The organism is Firmicutes bacterium HGW-Firmicutes-1, assembly GCA_002841625.1.
Taxonomy (GTDB): Bacteria; Bacillota; Clostridia; order Lachnospirales; family Vallitaleaceae; genus HGW-1.
This window is the reverse complement of sequence record PHAG01000005.1, coordinates 46,803-62,226: the sequence shown is the minus strand read 5'-3', so window position 1 is coordinate 62,226 and position 15,424 is coordinate 46,803. Positions and strand designations below refer to the sequence as shown.

14 protein-coding genes are annotated in these 15,424 nt (G+C 36.3%); 2 read left to right on the top strand and 12 right to left on the bottom strand.

Going from position 1 to position 15,424, the window contains the following annotated elements:
- Nucleotides 1-12: 12 nt before the first annotated feature.
- From CVU84_07015 to CVU84_06985, 7 genes are all read right to left on the bottom strand, one after another.
- Entirely contained in the window at nucleotides 13-1,821 is a 1,809-nt protein-coding gene (locus CVU84_07015) for an alpha/beta hydrolase (GenBank protein PKM95066.1), read from the bottom strand.
- A 447-nt stretch (nucleotides 1,822-2,268) separates the two neighbouring features.
- On the bottom strand, nucleotides 2,269-2,643 hold the full coding sequence (locus tag CVU84_07010; protein ID PKM95065.1) for a hypothetical protein: 375 nt from the start codon (nucleotides 2,641-2,643) through the stop codon (nucleotides 2,269-2,271).
- Between the two features lie 46 nt (nucleotides 2,644-2,689).
- Nucleotides 2,690-3,514, bottom strand: coding sequence for an amino acid ABC transporter ATP-binding protein (locus CVU84_07005; GenBank protein ID PKM95064.1), 825 nt, complete (start codon nucleotides 3,512-3,514; stop codon nucleotides 2,690-2,692).
- Complete coding sequence (locus tag CVU84_07000; protein ID PKM95063.1) at nucleotides 3,498-4,208, bottom strand: amino acid ABC transporter permease; 711 nt, start codon at nucleotides 4,206-4,208, stop codon at nucleotides 3,498-3,500. Before CVU84_07000 ends, CVU84_07005 begins: the two co-directional genes overlap by 17 nt.
- A 123-nt stretch (nucleotides 4,209-4,331) precedes the next feature.
- Nucleotides 4,332-5,204: an amino acid ABC transporter substrate-binding protein gene (locus CVU84_06995; GenBank protein PKM95062.1), complete on the bottom strand. Its 873-nt coding sequence runs from the start codon at nucleotides 5,202-5,204 to the stop codon at nucleotides 4,332-4,334.
- A gap of 327 nt (nucleotides 5,205-5,531) precedes the next feature.
- A complete protein-coding gene (locus tag CVU84_06990; protein ID PKM95061.1) occupies nucleotides 5,532-6,260 on the bottom strand; it encodes a 1-acyl-sn-glycerol-3-phosphate acyltransferase in 729 nt (242 codons plus the stop codon).
- 202 nt (nucleotides 6,261-6,462) lie between these two features.
- Nucleotides 6,463-7,377: a methyltransferase type 12 gene (locus CVU84_06985; GenBank protein PKM95060.1), complete on the bottom strand. Its 915-nt coding sequence runs from the start codon at nucleotides 7,375-7,377 to the stop codon at nucleotides 6,463-6,465.
- A gap of 225 nt (nucleotides 7,378-7,602) precedes the next feature.
- Here CVU84_06985 and CVU84_06980 point away from each other — a divergent pair, with 225 nt between their 5' ends.
- Nucleotides 7,603-8,583: a dihydrouridine synthase gene (locus CVU84_06980; GenBank protein ID PKM95059.1), complete on the top strand. Its 981-nt coding sequence runs from the start codon at nucleotides 7,603-7,605 to the stop codon at nucleotides 8,581-8,583.
- Between the two features lie 230 nt (nucleotides 8,584-8,813).
- On the top strand, nucleotides 8,814-9,383 hold the full coding sequence (locus CVU84_06975; GenBank protein ID PKM95183.1) for a cupin domain-containing protein: 570 nt from the start codon (nucleotides 8,814-8,816) through the stop codon (nucleotides 9,381-9,383).
- 76 nt (nucleotides 9,384-9,459) lie between these two features.
- On the opposite strand, the gene CVU84_06970 is transcribed toward CVU84_06975, so the two are convergent.
- The 5 genes from CVU84_06970 to CVU84_06950 all read right to left on the bottom strand — a co-directional run bounded on the left by CVU84_06970 (nucleotide 9,460) and on the right by CVU84_06950 (nucleotide 15,416).
- Nucleotides 9,460-10,218, bottom strand: coding sequence for an ABC transporter ATP-binding protein (locus CVU84_06970; GenBank protein PKM95058.1), 759 nt, complete (start codon nucleotides 10,216-10,218; stop codon nucleotides 9,460-9,462).
- 3 nt (nucleotides 10,219-10,221) lie between these two features.
- Nucleotides 10,222-12,537 carry an ABC transporter permease gene (locus CVU84_06965; protein ID PKM95057.1) on the bottom strand — a complete coding sequence of 772 codons (2,316 nt, stop codon included), beginning with the start codon at nucleotides 12,535-12,537 and terminating at the stop codon, nucleotides 10,222-10,224.
- 226 nt (nucleotides 12,538-12,763) lie between these two features.
- Nucleotides 12,764-13,636 (bottom strand): hypothetical protein, encoded by an 873-nt coding sequence (locus CVU84_06960; GenBank protein ID PKM95056.1) that lies wholly within the window; start codon nucleotides 13,634-13,636, stop codon nucleotides 12,764-12,766.
- 23 nt (nucleotides 13,637-13,659) lie between these two features.
- Nucleotides 13,660-14,421, bottom strand: coding sequence for an ABC transporter ATP-binding protein (locus CVU84_06955; protein PKM95055.1), 762 nt, complete (start codon nucleotides 14,419-14,421; stop codon nucleotides 13,660-13,662).
- Nucleotides 14,412-15,416, bottom strand: coding sequence for an iron transporter (locus CVU84_06950; GenBank protein PKM95054.1), 1,005 nt, complete (start codon nucleotides 15,414-15,416; stop codon nucleotides 14,412-14,414). Before CVU84_06950 ends, CVU84_06955 begins: the two co-directional genes overlap by 10 nt.
- Nucleotides 15,417-15,424: the final 8 nt, after the last annotated feature.

The window sequence follows — 15,424 nt, the reverse complement described above, 5'->3', positions numbered from 1 at the left end:
GGCTTTCATTATTTATTTGGGGAAATAATGTATTGCTTGTCCTATCACAACATACATTGTTATAAACCCTGCATTTATGAATGCAGGCAAGTATATGTTGGATGTTTTCTTACTAAAGTATGTAGCGATAATTCCTGCAAAAGGAAGTGTTACAATAAACTGGAATCCTACAATCGCTTCTAATGTGAAATTTGGGAACCCAGCTATTCCAGTTGTAATTGCAGGAACATATTGCATGAGTACCAACACGAACATACCTAAACCATTTACTAATATTGCGGCTAAATATGGAATTACTACTGCATATTTACCTTCTAATTTTTTAGTTCTTAAGTAGGTTTGGGCTGCCAAGGCACCTATTAAGAAGAAGAAGAAGAATGGCCAGAAATATACTAGACCCATTTTAATATGAGCAAAATCCAATGCCTTAAATCCAATAACCCAAAATCTAAAATCAATTTTAAATATATGTCCTACTAATGCAGCTATTAATTGTGTACATCCTAATATAATACCTGCAAGCAATGCAGTTTTTCCAATGTAATTCCAAGAAAATTCTTTCTTTTCACTTGAAGTGGATATACCGTATGTTACTAGTGTACCACCTTCTTTTTTTCCAAAAGCAAAATGCCATACTAGGAACAATACCAAAAACATAACTCCGTTAATCACTGACCATCTTGCAATTGCAGTTGTTATTCCTTGAGGTGCTAAAGCTGATCCCGGTAAAAAGCTTGCATCCAGGAACGTAGGCCCTTTGTATTTAAAATAGATTAGTGCAGGAAATGCAGTTGTAATCAAGGCAAGAACTGCCCATATTGCTTTTCCACCTCTGATATTCAATGTTTGTGGACCTTCTTGTACAAGTGTTCCAAAATATTTAGTATCCAGTAATACTCCACCTAAAAATATGATAAACAATCCAATTCCAATTAAATTTAACAATTTTGCAAATTCGTGCATTGGCCATACCTGATCTGTTGATGGAATAACACTACCTGCTGGCATCGCATCTTGTACAAATCCAACCGCTGCTCCAATGGCTTCCCTTGACATATGCGCTCCTGCATGTGTATCTGGAGTTTGAAACACTGCTCTTGCAGTTTTGTTTTCAAAAGAACCATATATTTTACCATATTCTATGTCTTCTGTTACACCAATTGACTTTTTAAGTTTTGGTGATTTATTAATCTCTCTTGCATTTGGAACTTCCCAGAACATCAAAACCATCTCATCTGAATCTCCAAAGGTAACAGCATGATTAAATGGTGAGTTTTCATCAAATAATGCTGGTCCAAATGTACCGGATGCAGAATCAACTAATACTACGGTATTAATTTTTTCTCCAAAAGTTTGGGCCGCTTGTGCAGCATTCCACCCACCCATGGAATGACCTTCAAGGGCAATTTTACTCTTGTCAACAATATCCAGACCTGAAAGATATTTGAAAGCCTCCGTTGTTCCTGAGAAGAAACCGTCAAATCCACTTGCTCCTGGAGGTACTGCATCTGAATATCCATGTCCCGGCATATCAATTGATAATACGATATAGCCTCTTCTTGCGAATTCAATACTAAAACCCGTTTGAACTTCTTTTGTATTTATGTATCCATGGCAATTAATTACTGCCGGTGCAGGTTTGTCTTTTGTTACACCCTTTGGAATATATAAATATCCATGAATCGTGTTGCCAAATGTACCGGTAAACTGAACTTCTTTAATATCAACGTTTCCATAGTCCGTTTGAATTCCATAACCTAGCATTGACCCAATCAAGATTAATACCAGAGATATAATCAAAACGATTTTTCTAGTCTTCACATTATTCCTCCATTCTAATCATATTTTTCATTACCTTTACCCCACTTCATTATTCATTTACTATACGCATCAATCTCCTTTTCAAAATAAACCCATGTCCCCTACTAAGCTTTCTTTATAGCTTCCTCATCTGCAAGATTTCAACAAGCTCCTTTCGTAGCTACGTTGCTACCTTGGTTACTATTATATATCTCCTTTTATTATAAGTCAATAGTCAAGATGTGAATAATTTTTATTACCAAATTAAAAAGTTCCCTCATACAGAAATTCAAGGGAACATAGACTTTGCTACCAATTGCCTCAACCTCACCTGCAATGTCGAAAACCAATACTTTGTAACTTGGTTTAAAAGGTCCTGAGAAATGAGAAAAAAAAGAATTCAAATATCAGTCCCAAACGGTATACCGTTTAATAACCAATACTTGAAATCTTTTTATTTTGCCTTATTTATTTTGAATGTTTTTCCAAAAGAACTTTTGCACCATCCTGCCATTCTATTAAAATAGCAGCTTGCTCCTCAATTTTCTTCATTGTTTCCGGATCGAAATCCTTTTCCGGGTTTTGAAGCTGTTTTTCCATCAAGAGGTTACTTGCGTAAAGTATCCGGACATGTTCAATAAATGCATCTATCTGTTCTTGGTTAGCAGGAATAAAATCTTCAAAAGCTTCCTCTGACAGAATATAGACTTCCATTTCCCAGTCAGTCAAAACAGAAACCCCTTCCTGTTCTTTATCATATTCAAAAACATAGACTGTCATTGGATCCTGATCTTCACCCGTCAAGTAAAAAAACTGATAGACTATCGATTCGTTCATTTGCATTTTAACACTTCCTTTAGGACCTATCTACATGATGTGTAGGCATTATTTATAATACTTTTGATAAAAATTCTTTGGTTCTGGCATTTTTAGGATGCGAGAAGATTTCCTCAGGTATATTTTCCTCTAGAATTTTCCCTTCATCCATAAATAAAACTCTTGTAGCAACCTCTTTTGCGAATCCCATTTCATGCGTTACAATAACCATTGTCATACCTTCATTTGCAAGTTGCTTGATAAGATCAAGAACTTCCCCGACCATTTCCGGGTCAAGCGATGAGGTAGGCTCGTCAAATAGCATCACTTTTGGGTTCATAGCCAGTGCTCGCACGATTGCGATTCTCTGTTTCTGACCACCTGAAAGCGTTGAAGGATAAACATCGGCTTTGTCTTCTAGCCCAATCCTTTTCAACAAACGCATTGCACTTTCTTTTGCTTCTACTTTGATCTTAGCTCGAGTGGTGTTAATTTCATAAATAGGCTTCTTATTCTGCGTAAATATATTTTTTATGTTTATAATAAAGTTCTTTAAATTCTTCATGCGAAGATCATGCGTTTCTATATATACCGGAGAGAGCATGATATTATCAATCACCGTCTTATTATTAAACAGATTGAATTGCTGAAATACCATTCCCATATGACGTCGATGAATATTAATGTCTACATGCATGTCAGCGATATCAACGCCTTCAAATATAATGGCGCCGCTTGTGGGGTCTTCCATACAGTTAAGACAACGCAAAAATGTACTTTTCCCACTTCCGGATGGGCCAATGATCGCAATCTTTTCACCTTGATTGATTGTAGTTGTAATATCTTTTAATACTTCAAGCTTACCATAGTTTTTCTTTAAATTAATTACGTCGATCACTTTTTCTCAGGCTCCTTTCCATTGTTTTAATGAGCAAGGCTATAATCATAACTACTACGATATAAATTAACGCCATAACTAGGTATGGAACCATAAACTCATAACTGTTTGTACCAATATAGTTAAATGCAACATACAAATCGGCAGCACCCACAAAGCTTACAACAGATGTTTCCTTAACCAAGGCGATTAACTCATTACCTAGCGTAGGCAGTATGTTTTTAACAGCCTGAGGAACAACCACTTTCAACATAGTCACGTTATAGGTTAGGCCAAGAGCACGTCCTGCTTCCATCTGTCCAGAGTCTACAGACATGATTCCGCCTCTCATAATTTCTGAAACATAAGCTGCGCTGTTCAAACCAAATACCAAAACACATACATTCAGTGCCGGTAAATTGATACCTATTAAAGGTAAAACAACATAATAAGTTACCAATAGCTGCACAACTACCGGTGTACCTCTGAACATACCGACATAAAATCTACAAAGACCGTTTAGTATTTTAGGCAGTCTTTTGTATTTTGGATATACTTCCACAATCGCTATTACGGTGCCGATGATAATTCCGATAGCGAGTCCAACAATTGCAATATATAATGTGTTTTGAAGTCCGGTTAAAACTTTTGTGTAACCATCGTTCAAGTAGAACATTTCCCAAAACTTTTCTAATTTTTTGTCAAAATTCCCCATGTTATGAGCCCTCACAGCATACAATACCCCGTAAATATCAGCGGGGTATTGTTTTGTTATTGATTGTATTGTTATTGTTTGTCTTGTTATTGTTTGTCTTGTTATTGGATTGTATTGATAATATTAATTAAGTTCGTTAATTGCCTTTACAATTGCCTGAGCAGGCGCTTCATCAATGATAACAAAACTGATATTGCCATTGATCATATCTTGAACAGCAAGAGAACCAGATTTATATCCTACATTTGTAGCCTTATAACCGGTAAAACCCCAATCTTCATCGCCTTCCACATAAAATTGACCTGTTGTGCCTGACTGTACACCGATCTTCGTATCGCTGTTAAGTCCAGAAAGAATCGCCTCTACATCAGCTACTACCTTGGTATTATCAAATGTTGTATCAGTTGTCTTAACGATGATTTTCTGAGCTGCATCATAGTATTTATCTGTGAATGCAACATATTCTTTTCTATCCTCTTTGATTGTAAGTCCAGCCATTGCAATATCACATTTGCCCTCACCTACAGAGAGACAAACTGCATCAAAATCCATATTGTTGATTACAAGTTCTTTTCCAAGATATTCTGCAAGACGAGCTGCAATTTCCATATCAATACCGTAGTATTGGTCTCCAACAGTATATTCAAAAGGTTCAAACCCTGCATTGGTAGCTACAACAAGTTGATCTTTCGTGCTATCAAGTTTAGCAGATGTAACTGCTACGGGTTTTCCGTCACCAAAGTAATTGTTACAGATTTGTTCAAATGTTCCATCAGCTTGGATCTGTGCTATGAATTTGTTTACCTCTGTAAGAAGTTCCGGTTGATTTTTATCTACGCCAAAAGCATATTCCTCTTCAGTCAGTGGAATATCGATTACTTTAACAACCGAGCTTTCTTTGTATGTACCTTCACTGTCTGAGTTGCAACCCGTAAGTGCTAAGCTACCAACCATCAGCATTGTTATTGCAAGAATGAGTGAAATGATTTTTTTCATGGTTTATTTCTCCTTAAAATTATTATTGAATATAATTTACATTATATGCTTTTATTTGCATAATTATAAATTATAGTATAAACGTAAATTTGTCAACTTATAAAAATTGATTCATGATGTAACTTTTAATTTCCATTATTTAAACGCAGCGATTTAACTGAAGCTATAAATTATATTCCTAATCAATTCAATTTATACGCGGTAAGTAAAATCCCCTATTGAATCATACCATAAGTAAAATTGAAAATATAGCCTTATTATTTAAAAGACCCCTGAGTTTATATCACTCTACATAATCTTTAGCCTCTTTCTTGAGATGTAACCCAATCAATTTTGATTATGTATTTCATTGTACATATTTTCAATGATGCCTCTAATAAACTGTGTATGATTGTCCTTATTTGTATCTTCAACTTCACTCAATAAAATAGGTTTGCCTACGGTGATATAAATGGTTTTAGGTTTCAAATTAAATTTATTATTTTCAAATACATCATCTGTTCCTTTAATCGCAAATGGAATCACAGGAACACCGCTCTTTGTTGCAAGCTTAAAACTGCCTTTTTTAAAGGGTAACATTTCATCCGTTTTACTTCTTGTCCCTTCTGGAAATATTACGATGCTATCACCATCTTTCAATAATTCGATGCCCTTTATAATGACTTTAAGGCCTTCTCTTAAATTATCTCGATCAATAAATAGTGTTTTTTGCGCTCTCATCCACCAGCTTATTACCGGCCATTTCATTACACTCTTCTTCCCAACAAAAATCAGCGGCGTTCTTATGAGTTTCATCAATAGCAAGATATCAAACATACTTCTATGGTTGCCTACATATAAAACAGCTTGGTTTTTTGGTATATGATCTAGACCTTTCATTTCTAACTTGGCTCCGCTGATTTTTATAGACAGTATCGCTATAAAACGATTAAAGGCATAGGCAATCTGTACCTGTAACTTTTTATCGAACAAACCCAAAACCAAAGCCACTGGTAATAAAAACATACCAAATAGATAAGTAAAAAACATCGTAATTAGAAACGTTATGCGTCTCATAGCATCCTCCAGTCAATTCCTTCTAGTTCATCAAAACATAAATTGTGCCCCTATTAACTTATTTACACATATTATAGCAGAGATTCCAAAAAAGGAGAATGTATCCTTATCATATTTTACTAAGGGTGCATTCTCCTTTTATATTTCCACACTTTTCAATTACTAATACTAGACATCTACTAAAACCCAGCCTATTTAGATATTAAGCTATAAGGAATTCTTTTTCAGTTGAAGCAGGATTTTTAAGTTTGATACTGAGCGAGTTCTGTAATATATCAATAGAATCTCCTGGCCGGTAATCAAAACTCAAATTGATACTCTGGCCTGCTTTTACGTTATATGTATATGGAAGTGGCAATACAAGGTGTTGATTATGCCAATCTACCGTTTTTCCAGTTTTGAAGTCCATAGACATTAGGCTTTTTGTTATAAAACGAAGCGCATTTAATTCTGAATCTTGGTTTACAACAATCGAAACTTTAGATTTATAACTTTCTTCAGAAGCATTATCATAGTCCACAATCTTATAGACTGCTGGATCACCAAGTGCCTCGCAATCAACAGCGTTGTGATAGGCTGATTGAAAGAATGGTACTGGTGCATAATACCCATAGAAATCGTAAAGTTGATTCACAGGCTGTACTGCAAGTAGGGTGGCATTTGGCATGAACTTCGGAATACTTCCAAAGCGGGCATGATGTGCTTTTCTAAATGCTTCAATAACCTTTACCTGTTTTTCACGAAGCAGTGCACTATGAAGCATTTCACATATAACAAGATCAACTGGTTCTGGGGGAAGCCAGTTCGTTGCATCACCATGATATATTTTCACTTTATCCGACATATTGTTTTCACTAATAAATTTGCGGCTTGCAGATACAAGTTCTGGATTATACTCAACAGACCATACTTGTGCGCCTTTACTTGCTGCCAAGTAGGACATTACACCTGTTCCACAACCCAATTCAGCAACCTTGTAGCCCGGTTTAACAGCCATGTCAATTGCAGTCTTAAATGAGTTCATTCTATCTGAATCTGATAACATTTGAAAATGATAATGAATGGGAATATACTGTCCAATCTCTAGTGCTTTTGAATGCATTTTCATCTCTCCCAAATTACAAATCCTTTTGCAAATTTAGCATCCCTACATTTATTTTATCGGTTGATGCTTTATAAAAAGTTAGCCCAAAATTAAATCAATATTTTATTTTTTGTTCAAGTTCCATTCATATCTTTACCAACTGCCCATCATCAGTTAAACTAAAGTATGCGATCGGTACAAATAAACTAGTGGAAACTTTAAAAATAATTTTAGTAAATAGAAATGGAGAGCAAATATATGAATCTTTTTTTGGCCCCAATTCAGGGTATGACTATATCTTGTTACAGAAATGCATTTGCCAAAATCTTTGGTGGTATTGACGCGTATTATGCACCCTTTATTACCACTACAGAAAAGAAAAAGTCAAGCCATTTACTGTTTAAGGATCTTCTACCTGAACGTAATGATGCTGCAATCAAAATTGTTCCTCAACTTCTTAGCAACAATGGAGCTGATTTTAGGCTTTTTGCTTCCGCACTAGTTGATATGGGCTACAATGAAATCAATTGGAACATTGGATGCCCATTTCCCATGGTTACAAATAAGAAAAAAGGTTCTGGTATCTTACCATATTCGGATATGCTCAAAGAATTTCTTGATATTGCTTGTGCAGATAGCAATTATACAATAACCGCGAAGATGAGGCTTGGACTTCATGATCCTGAAGAAGGCATACGTGTGATTAAATTGCTCAATGAATATCCCTTGAGTGGCGTCATTATACATGCTCGCACCGGTGTACAAATGTACACCGGTAACGTTGATCTGGATTCATTTGAAGTGCTCAATACCGCTTGCAAACATGAGGTAACCTATAATGGCGATATATTTACCTATGATGACTTCATGCGTATCCAACTAAGTTTTCCTTCAATAAAAAGCTTCATGTTAGGTAGAGGAGCTCTTAGGGATCCTTTCCTGCCATCTATGATCAAAGGGCAAATCATTCCGCCAGCCGATAAAATCAGTATGGTTAAAGATTTTCACGATGAGATTTATACTCATTATAAAAATATACTTCATGGGGATAAGCATTTATGTGACAAAATGAATGAATTCTGGACTTACATGTCGGTTCACACCGACAAGGATGGCAAACTCATGAAAAACCTAAGAAAATGTCATACCTCTGCTGATTATTTAGATACAATCAGCCATGTGTGGAGTGATTCTCCTATGGTGTCAGGGAAGTCTCCGAAAAATGAAGACAAAGTATAACTATGCGCATAAACGAAAATGTATGCAATTAAGTTTTAAACTGAAAATATACGTAAATGAATGGTCATGTGACCCTTGGTCATCTTTTCACTTATAACCCGAGAATCATAGCATTCTTTTAATCAGAGCACATCTGCAAAACATAAAACATATGATAATGTTATAAACCTATGGAGTGAAAGAGCAAAATGTATAAAACGTATCCTCGTCCTTATTACGTTAAACCAACAATGCATAACCCAGACAATATGTATAATGATTCTATAATGTATCCATACCCTTATGACGTTACCCCTCCAATTTATGACTTAGAATTTTCAAAGCAGTACACTAATCAGTATATACCTTGCTCTCATATATCAGAAGATCATTGTTTCATTCAGTTAATGGATTATGGACCAGAACCCTTCGTCATTAATATTGATGCTGCTACGAAGCAAAACGATACTTTTCGCACCGCTTTATGGACTGGAAGCCATTTACAACTGACCTTGATGAGTATTAATGTAGGTGAAGACATCGGATTAGAAATCCACCCCAACCTTGATCAATTCCTACGCATTGAAGAAGGCCAAGGAATTGTTAAAATGGGTGATAGAAAAAATCGGTTGTATTTTCAAGAAAAAGTCTATGATGGTTTTGCATTCATCATACCTGCTGGTAAATGGCATAATCTAATCAACACAGGCAATAAACCACTTAAATTATACTCTATTTATGCACCCCCTCAGCATCCTCGCGGTACAGTTCATGAAACAAAAGCTATTGCAGAAGCTGCTGAAGAGAACCACAATTACTAATGTCAAAAAAGAGAATGCATCCTCAATTGATTTAATCAGGATGCATTCTCCATAAAACTATAGCCTCATAATGTGATTATATTCCTATTTCCTGCATTCTAGCCGTGACTTTTTTTATCCTGTCCTCAATATCTATGCCGCTGAATTTCGGAAGCCTCATTTCGCTAACGATTTTTCCGTCGCACATAAACATAATACGCTCTGTCCGCGCTGCCACATTAGCATCGTGCGTTACAAGCATAACCGCAGTACCGTCCGCATTGATTTCAGTAAAGATGTTCATAATCTCCTGTGCGGATTTAGAGTTAAGTGCACCCGTCGGCTCATCACCGAATATAATTTTCTGATTGCTCATGAGTGCGCGGCATATTCCCGCACGCTGAAGCTGTCCTCCCGAAACTTGTGTAATATCACGCTTTTCCAGCTCCCCAATGCCCACCTTTTTCATAAGCATTCTTGCTTTTTCGGTAATCTTAGCGGTGTTTTTTCTATTGCTACGCATTGATGGAAGAATAATATTATCCAGAATATTCAGATTTTTCAGCAAAGTCGGTTGCTGAAAAACGAATCCCATTTTTGTTCTGCGTATGTCAGCAAGCTCATTTTCTTTGAGTGCTGATAAATCCCTACCGTCAAAAGCAACCTTTCCACCGTCAACGCCGTCCATTCCACTCAATGCAAACATCAGCGTGGATTTTCCCGAGCCCGAAGGTCCCATTACCGAAACGAATTCCCCCTCGTTTATTTCAATAGACACTCCATCAAGAGCATAGCACTTTTCATCGCCCTCACCAAACGATTTTACTATATTTTCACCCATAATAATCTTCTTCATTATTTACTCCTTTATATTTTCGTATATTTTTATTTGTCCCACACCCGATGTGCCGATCATTGTTGCGATCAGAACCGAACAAACCATCATCAGCGGACAAAGTAAATACGCTGAAAGCGGATTGACCACAAATTTAAACGAGGAAGCTCCAAACGAGGAGATGACTATACCCGCAAGTACCTCTCCGAGAGTATTTGCCAGCAGTGTACCTAGAACAATTCCGACAATTAGAACGAATACCGAACGGGAAATATACTGCAATCTAATATCCAAATTTGTAAAACCGAACGCTTTCATGACTGCAATGGAATGTCTGTCCTTTGCGATAAGCATTTTCATAAACAACAGTGTAACAAGTATTGTAATCATCAGCGCAACAGCAATTGCAGCGCTGGAAGCCTTTCCAACAGAGTTTATTGTGGAGCCAAATGTCTGTGTAATATATTCATCAATACCCGAAATCTTTCCAAAATCAAACCTTTTAGCATATTCCGAAGACTTTCCAGCCACAAGAGATTGATCCGAAAGCTCTGCGCAGATAATGCTCTTCATAATATCCGCAGAATTATCAGTGAAAACAGCCTTCGCGGTTTTTCCGCCATTGGTAATGTCAGAATAAATTCCGCATACCGTGAGATTTTTCTCCTTCCCCTGCATCACCAGCGTAATGACATCGCCCAGCTTATTGCCCAGCTCATCGGCATTCATAACTGAAAGGGCAATTTCGTTTTCCTGGGCAGGTGCTCTGCCCTCGGAATATCCTACAGGAAATATCGAATGATCGCCAAGTTCAATTTTTATACTTTCCTCCGATCTGTCCGCCCTTTTCGCTTTGAATGTTTTTGTTGTAAGCAAGACATACTTTATAATGCTACTATCCTTGTTCATCGTATTTAATATTTCAACGGCTTTCTCAGAAATATTGTTGGTCTGCTGAATATCAATGCGCATATCGCAGCTTCCTATCCCCATATATGTACTGAAGCTTTTTGAGGAAATCGTGTTGTATAGGTTCTGGGGAACAATAGTTATAAACGTTGAAATTACAAGCACCGCAAGCATTGTGGCATAAAGTTTTTTCCTCACGAGAACATCTTTGATGCCGAGAAATATATTCGTGTCAAATAGCTTGTTTCCGCTCAGGCAAAAACGCTTTGCGCCTACAGATTTTTCCTGTGAGGTGCCAAAGCTTATTGCCCCAGCGGCAGATATTTTCCGAAATCGTTTCAGCACACTACTTACATAGGCAATCATTGCAAGGAATACAAGCAGTACGCCAATTATTCCGAATAATAAAGCAAAAGAAGAATTTTGACTTTCACCCATATAAAGCCGTATATTTTCAAGAAGCATGCCTCTGAACACAAACGAAAGTGCAAATCCGAAAATACCGCCTACCACCGAAATCACAGCGTATTTCATAAGATAAATCTTCTTTATGTCAGAAACACGCAGCCCAATTGCTTTCATAACCCCTATTTCGCGGTAGTCGTCTTCGATTTTCGCAAGGAGCGTAAAGCGTATGCACATAAATGCAATTGCTACGACAAGAGCGCTTACAAGAAGTATAACCGCAATCATCATCCCGTCAGAAATAGCATTAATGGTTATGAAAAGGGGATATGTTATCGTCGGTCCGTTTGCTTCAAGTCCTGCTGAGGTATAAGCGTTTTTAAATGCGCCAAGCTCCGACAAATCCTTTAATCTGAACTCAATCAAATACTCCGTACTTCCAAGGCTTTTTATTTGTGCATAATCATTTTCACTGACAAGAAACCTCTTTGAGCCAGCTAGCATGGAATTCATCTGGGAATCACGGAGAAATCCTGCAACAGTAAATTCCTTTCCATATATTACTACCATGTCACCGACCTTTGCAGTGTTGTCTCTCATATAGCATATTGGAACATATAACTCTCCGTCGTATACACTTATGACATTTCCGTCAAGGTCAAGAAGATAATCGAATTTTCCGCTCTGCACTGAGAAACCGTTATCCTGAACACTATCAGATAGAGAACTTTCTTTAAATACAATCCGCGCTCCGTCAATGTTGAGAAATTCAAGCACCTGAAATGCATCGACATTGCTATTCTCGGCAAAAGCTTCAAGCCTCGCAGTATCAATTTCACCCGAATGCATTTGCATAAAATGAGGAGTTTTAGCCTGTGTCATAAGAGTATTTATCGCGCCGGAAAGATTTACAACGAGTATCATCCCAAGGGAAACAAGCATAGCCGCGGCAGCGACAAATATTATTGTTGTCAGCGTTATCGCTTTGCTCTTTACAATGTCATTGCGGATTATTCTGCAATACATAAGGCACCTCTATTTTCAAACTTTTTCATGTTATGAATATTCATTTTTAATTTTCCTTTCTTGATCCAATCCATTTTTATTCGGTACAAGAAAGGTCAAACAGCCCCATTTCGTACCCCTTGTTATTACTATAACAAGGAATACTTAAATGAGGCTGTGATTTATCTTAAATCTATATTAAATTCATCTTAATTTTTCATTACACTCTTATGCACGCATTCACATATTATCCTTCAAGTTCCTCTACCCCATAAATTCTAGCTGCATTTAAATACATGATATTATCCATTTCCTTGTCACTCAGTCCATACCTATAAAGCTCTTCTTCCCATATCTTCACGTCCTTATAAACATTTTCAGGCAAGCCGTCTGAAGCATATAATAATTTATAGGAAGAAATTTCTTTCCCAATGAGCTTTTTCTCCGTAATATGTCTTCTGATTACATCACCGCCAGATAAGTCGAAAAATACATTTCTCCTAAATCGTGCAATTGCACAAGCTACGTCGTACATTCCATATCCCAAATGCGCTCCTATAATCTTCAATTCTGGAAATTTTAGTGCTATATTATCCAAGTATATGGGTAACATAAACCGAGAAGAAGAATTGAATCGTTTTATTTTACTCTCAAATTCCCTTGAAGTTTCTATAAGCCTTTTATCAAATGGAGATTCTACTAGGTAGTCAACTGCATTACCAATTACTCCCGTATGAAATAATGCTACCATATTCAACTTTTCAGCTAATTCATAAAAAGGATCATATTTTTCTTCATCATACTCATTATTGGGGCAAATTATTTTTATACCCTTAAACCCTGAATCCTTATAATAATTCAATATTTCCGGATTGTCTTTGTCAATATCTATGTAGGCTAACCCAATAAACAATTCTGGGTATCTTTGGATTGCCTCCTTCACCATTTCATTTACTTTTCCACGTCCTCCAAGCAAGGATGCCTTAACTACCTTTGCTTTAACAAGGTTGTCAACTAGATTCTCTGTTAACCTTGTAGTTTCATCATCAATCTTTTCAGTAAACTCAGCCTCATACATATCAATTGGAAAGTGTATATGAGATTCAAAAACTCTCTTCATTCTAGTCACCTCTGCATTATTTATTAATAATCCGATATCACATATCTTTTATCATTGATGTTCATCACCTCTGCTTTAACCCCATAAACATCAAAAATATTCTTCGCATTAATCATACTATCAATGGTACCTGTTTCAACAGTCCCATTATGAAACATTACAATTTTATCAGAATACATGAGTGCATGATTCGGATCGTGCAGTGTCATAATACATGTAACTTTTTTTAATCGGTTGATTTCTTTTACCATACTCAAGACTTTAAGTTGATTCTTTAAATCCAGATAAGAGGTAGGCTCATCCAGTAAAATAACCTGTGTATCTTGTGCAATAGCCCGTGCTATCATAACCATCTGTCTTTCCCCACCACTTAGTCTATTGAACTCTTTATTCTTTAAATGTTCAATGCCTATATGACTGATTGCTTCTTCTACCTTTAGATCATCCTCTTTTTTAGGCATATATCCTATATGTGGAGATCTTCCTAGTAAAACCATATCAAAAACCGAATAATTAAAGTGAGAGTTGTAGAGCTGTGGAACGGTGGCCACGATTTTTGAAAGATTCTTTGCCTTAAGCTTTCCAATATCTTTTCCATCTATATAGATTTTCCCATGTACAGGCTTTAATGTACTATTAATGGAGGACATCAATGATGTTTTTCCACTTCCGTTTGGACCTAAAAAAGTAGTTATAAGCCCTTTTTCAATGTTTAAGTTCACATTTTTCAGTACAGTTTGCTTTTGATAAGCAATTGTAACTTCTTCAAGCTTTATCACAGCCATCCACCTGCCTTCGTCTTTCTGATGAGAAATATAAAATATGGAGCACCTATAATGGTTGTTAGAATTCCAATAGGTATTTCAAAAGACCACAAGTTTCTTGAAAAACAGTCTACAATTGCCAGATAAGAAGCTCCTAAACAAAATGACATGGGAATCATTTTACGATTATCAGGACCAAAAACAATTCTTAACATATGGGGAATCATTAGGCCAACTAAACTAATTATTCCAGAAACAGATACTGCCGAAGAAGCTAATAGTGTAGCTGCAAAAATAAAAATGATCTTATATTTTTGAGGATTCACTCCTAAAATGATAGCATCTTTTTCACCTAGTGCTAATATGTTTAGCTTCCACCTGAAAATATATGTCAACGAGAAGCCTACAAACATATAAGGAAGGACTGAATAAACTTTCTCCCAGCTTGAAGTATGGAGACTTCCCATAATCCAATATATCAACCCTTGAAGCTTCATAGGATCAATCATTATTTGCAATATTGATAGAAACGAAGTAAATAATGAAGATATTACAACACCTGATAAAATAAGAGATATCACAGATGTATCTCCATCTTTAGTAGCAACTAAATAGCAAATAGCAACACTAATGCAAGCAAAAAAGAAAGAAGAAATTTGAACAGGAATATTCAGAAAAGATAATGCTAGGGCAGCTCCAAAAGCTGCCCCTGAGGATAACCCAAGCGTATATGGCTCAACAAGAGGGTTCTTTAATACGGCTTGGAATGAAGTCCCCGCAACAGATAGACTTGCACCAACAAGCATTGAAAGAAGAACCCTAGGGAGCCTGATTTCAAATAATACATTTAAACTATTTATGTCAATTACAGAATCGAAAAAGTTATATCCACTTATCTTATAAGCTATCAAATCAACTACTTTTTCAATAGGAATATAATAAGAACCGACACACAAAGTGATTATGAAAACAGGAATAGGTAAAAGCATAACAATTTTTTCTGCAATTTTTTTCATATAACCCA

What these genes read in the sequence shown, in the direction of transcription:
- CVU84_07010 (PKM95065.1), bottom strand. Translation starts at nt 2,643, where the DNA reads ATGCAAATGAACGAATCGATAGTCTATCAGTTTTTTTACTTGACGGGT.
- CVU84_07000 (PKM95063.1), bottom strand. Translation starts at nt 4,208, where the DNA reads ATGGGGAATTTTGACAAAAAATTAGAAAAGTTTTGGGAAATGTTCTAC.
- CVU84_06995 (PKM95062.1), bottom strand. Translation starts at nt 5,204, where the DNA reads ATGAAAAAAATCATTTCACTCATTCTTGCAATAACAATGCTGATGGTT.
- CVU84_06990 (PKM95061.1), bottom strand. Translation starts at nt 6,260, where the DNA reads ATGAGACGCATAACGTTTCTAATTACGATGTTTTTTACTTATCTATTT.
- CVU84_06980 (PKM95059.1), top strand. Translation starts at nt 7,603, where the DNA reads ATGAATCTTTTTTTGGCCCCAATTCAGGGTATGACTATATCTTGTTAC.
- CVU84_06975 (PKM95183.1), top strand. Translation starts at nt 8,814, where the DNA reads ATGCATAACCCAGACAATATGTATAATGATTCTATAATGTATCCATAC.
- CVU84_06970 (PKM95058.1), bottom strand. Translation starts at nt 10,218, where the DNA reads ATGAAGAAGATTATTATGGGTGAAAATATAGTAAAATCGTTTGGTGAG.
- CVU84_06965 (PKM95057.1), bottom strand. Translation starts at nt 12,537, where the DNA reads ATGTATTGCAGAATAATCCGCAATGACATTGTAAAGAGCAAAGCGATA.
- CVU84_06960 (PKM95056.1), bottom strand. Translation starts at nt 13,636, where the DNA reads ATGAAGAGAGTTTTTGAATCTCATATACACTTTCCAATTGATATGTAT.
- CVU84_06955 (PKM95055.1), bottom strand. Translation starts at nt 14,421, where the DNA reads ATGGCTGTGATAAAGCTTGAAGAAGTTACAATTGCTTATCAAAAGCAA.
- CVU84_06950 (PKM95054.1), bottom strand. Translation starts at nt 15,416, where the DNA reads ATGAAAAAAATTGCAGAAAAAATTGTTATGCTTTTACCTATTCCTGTT.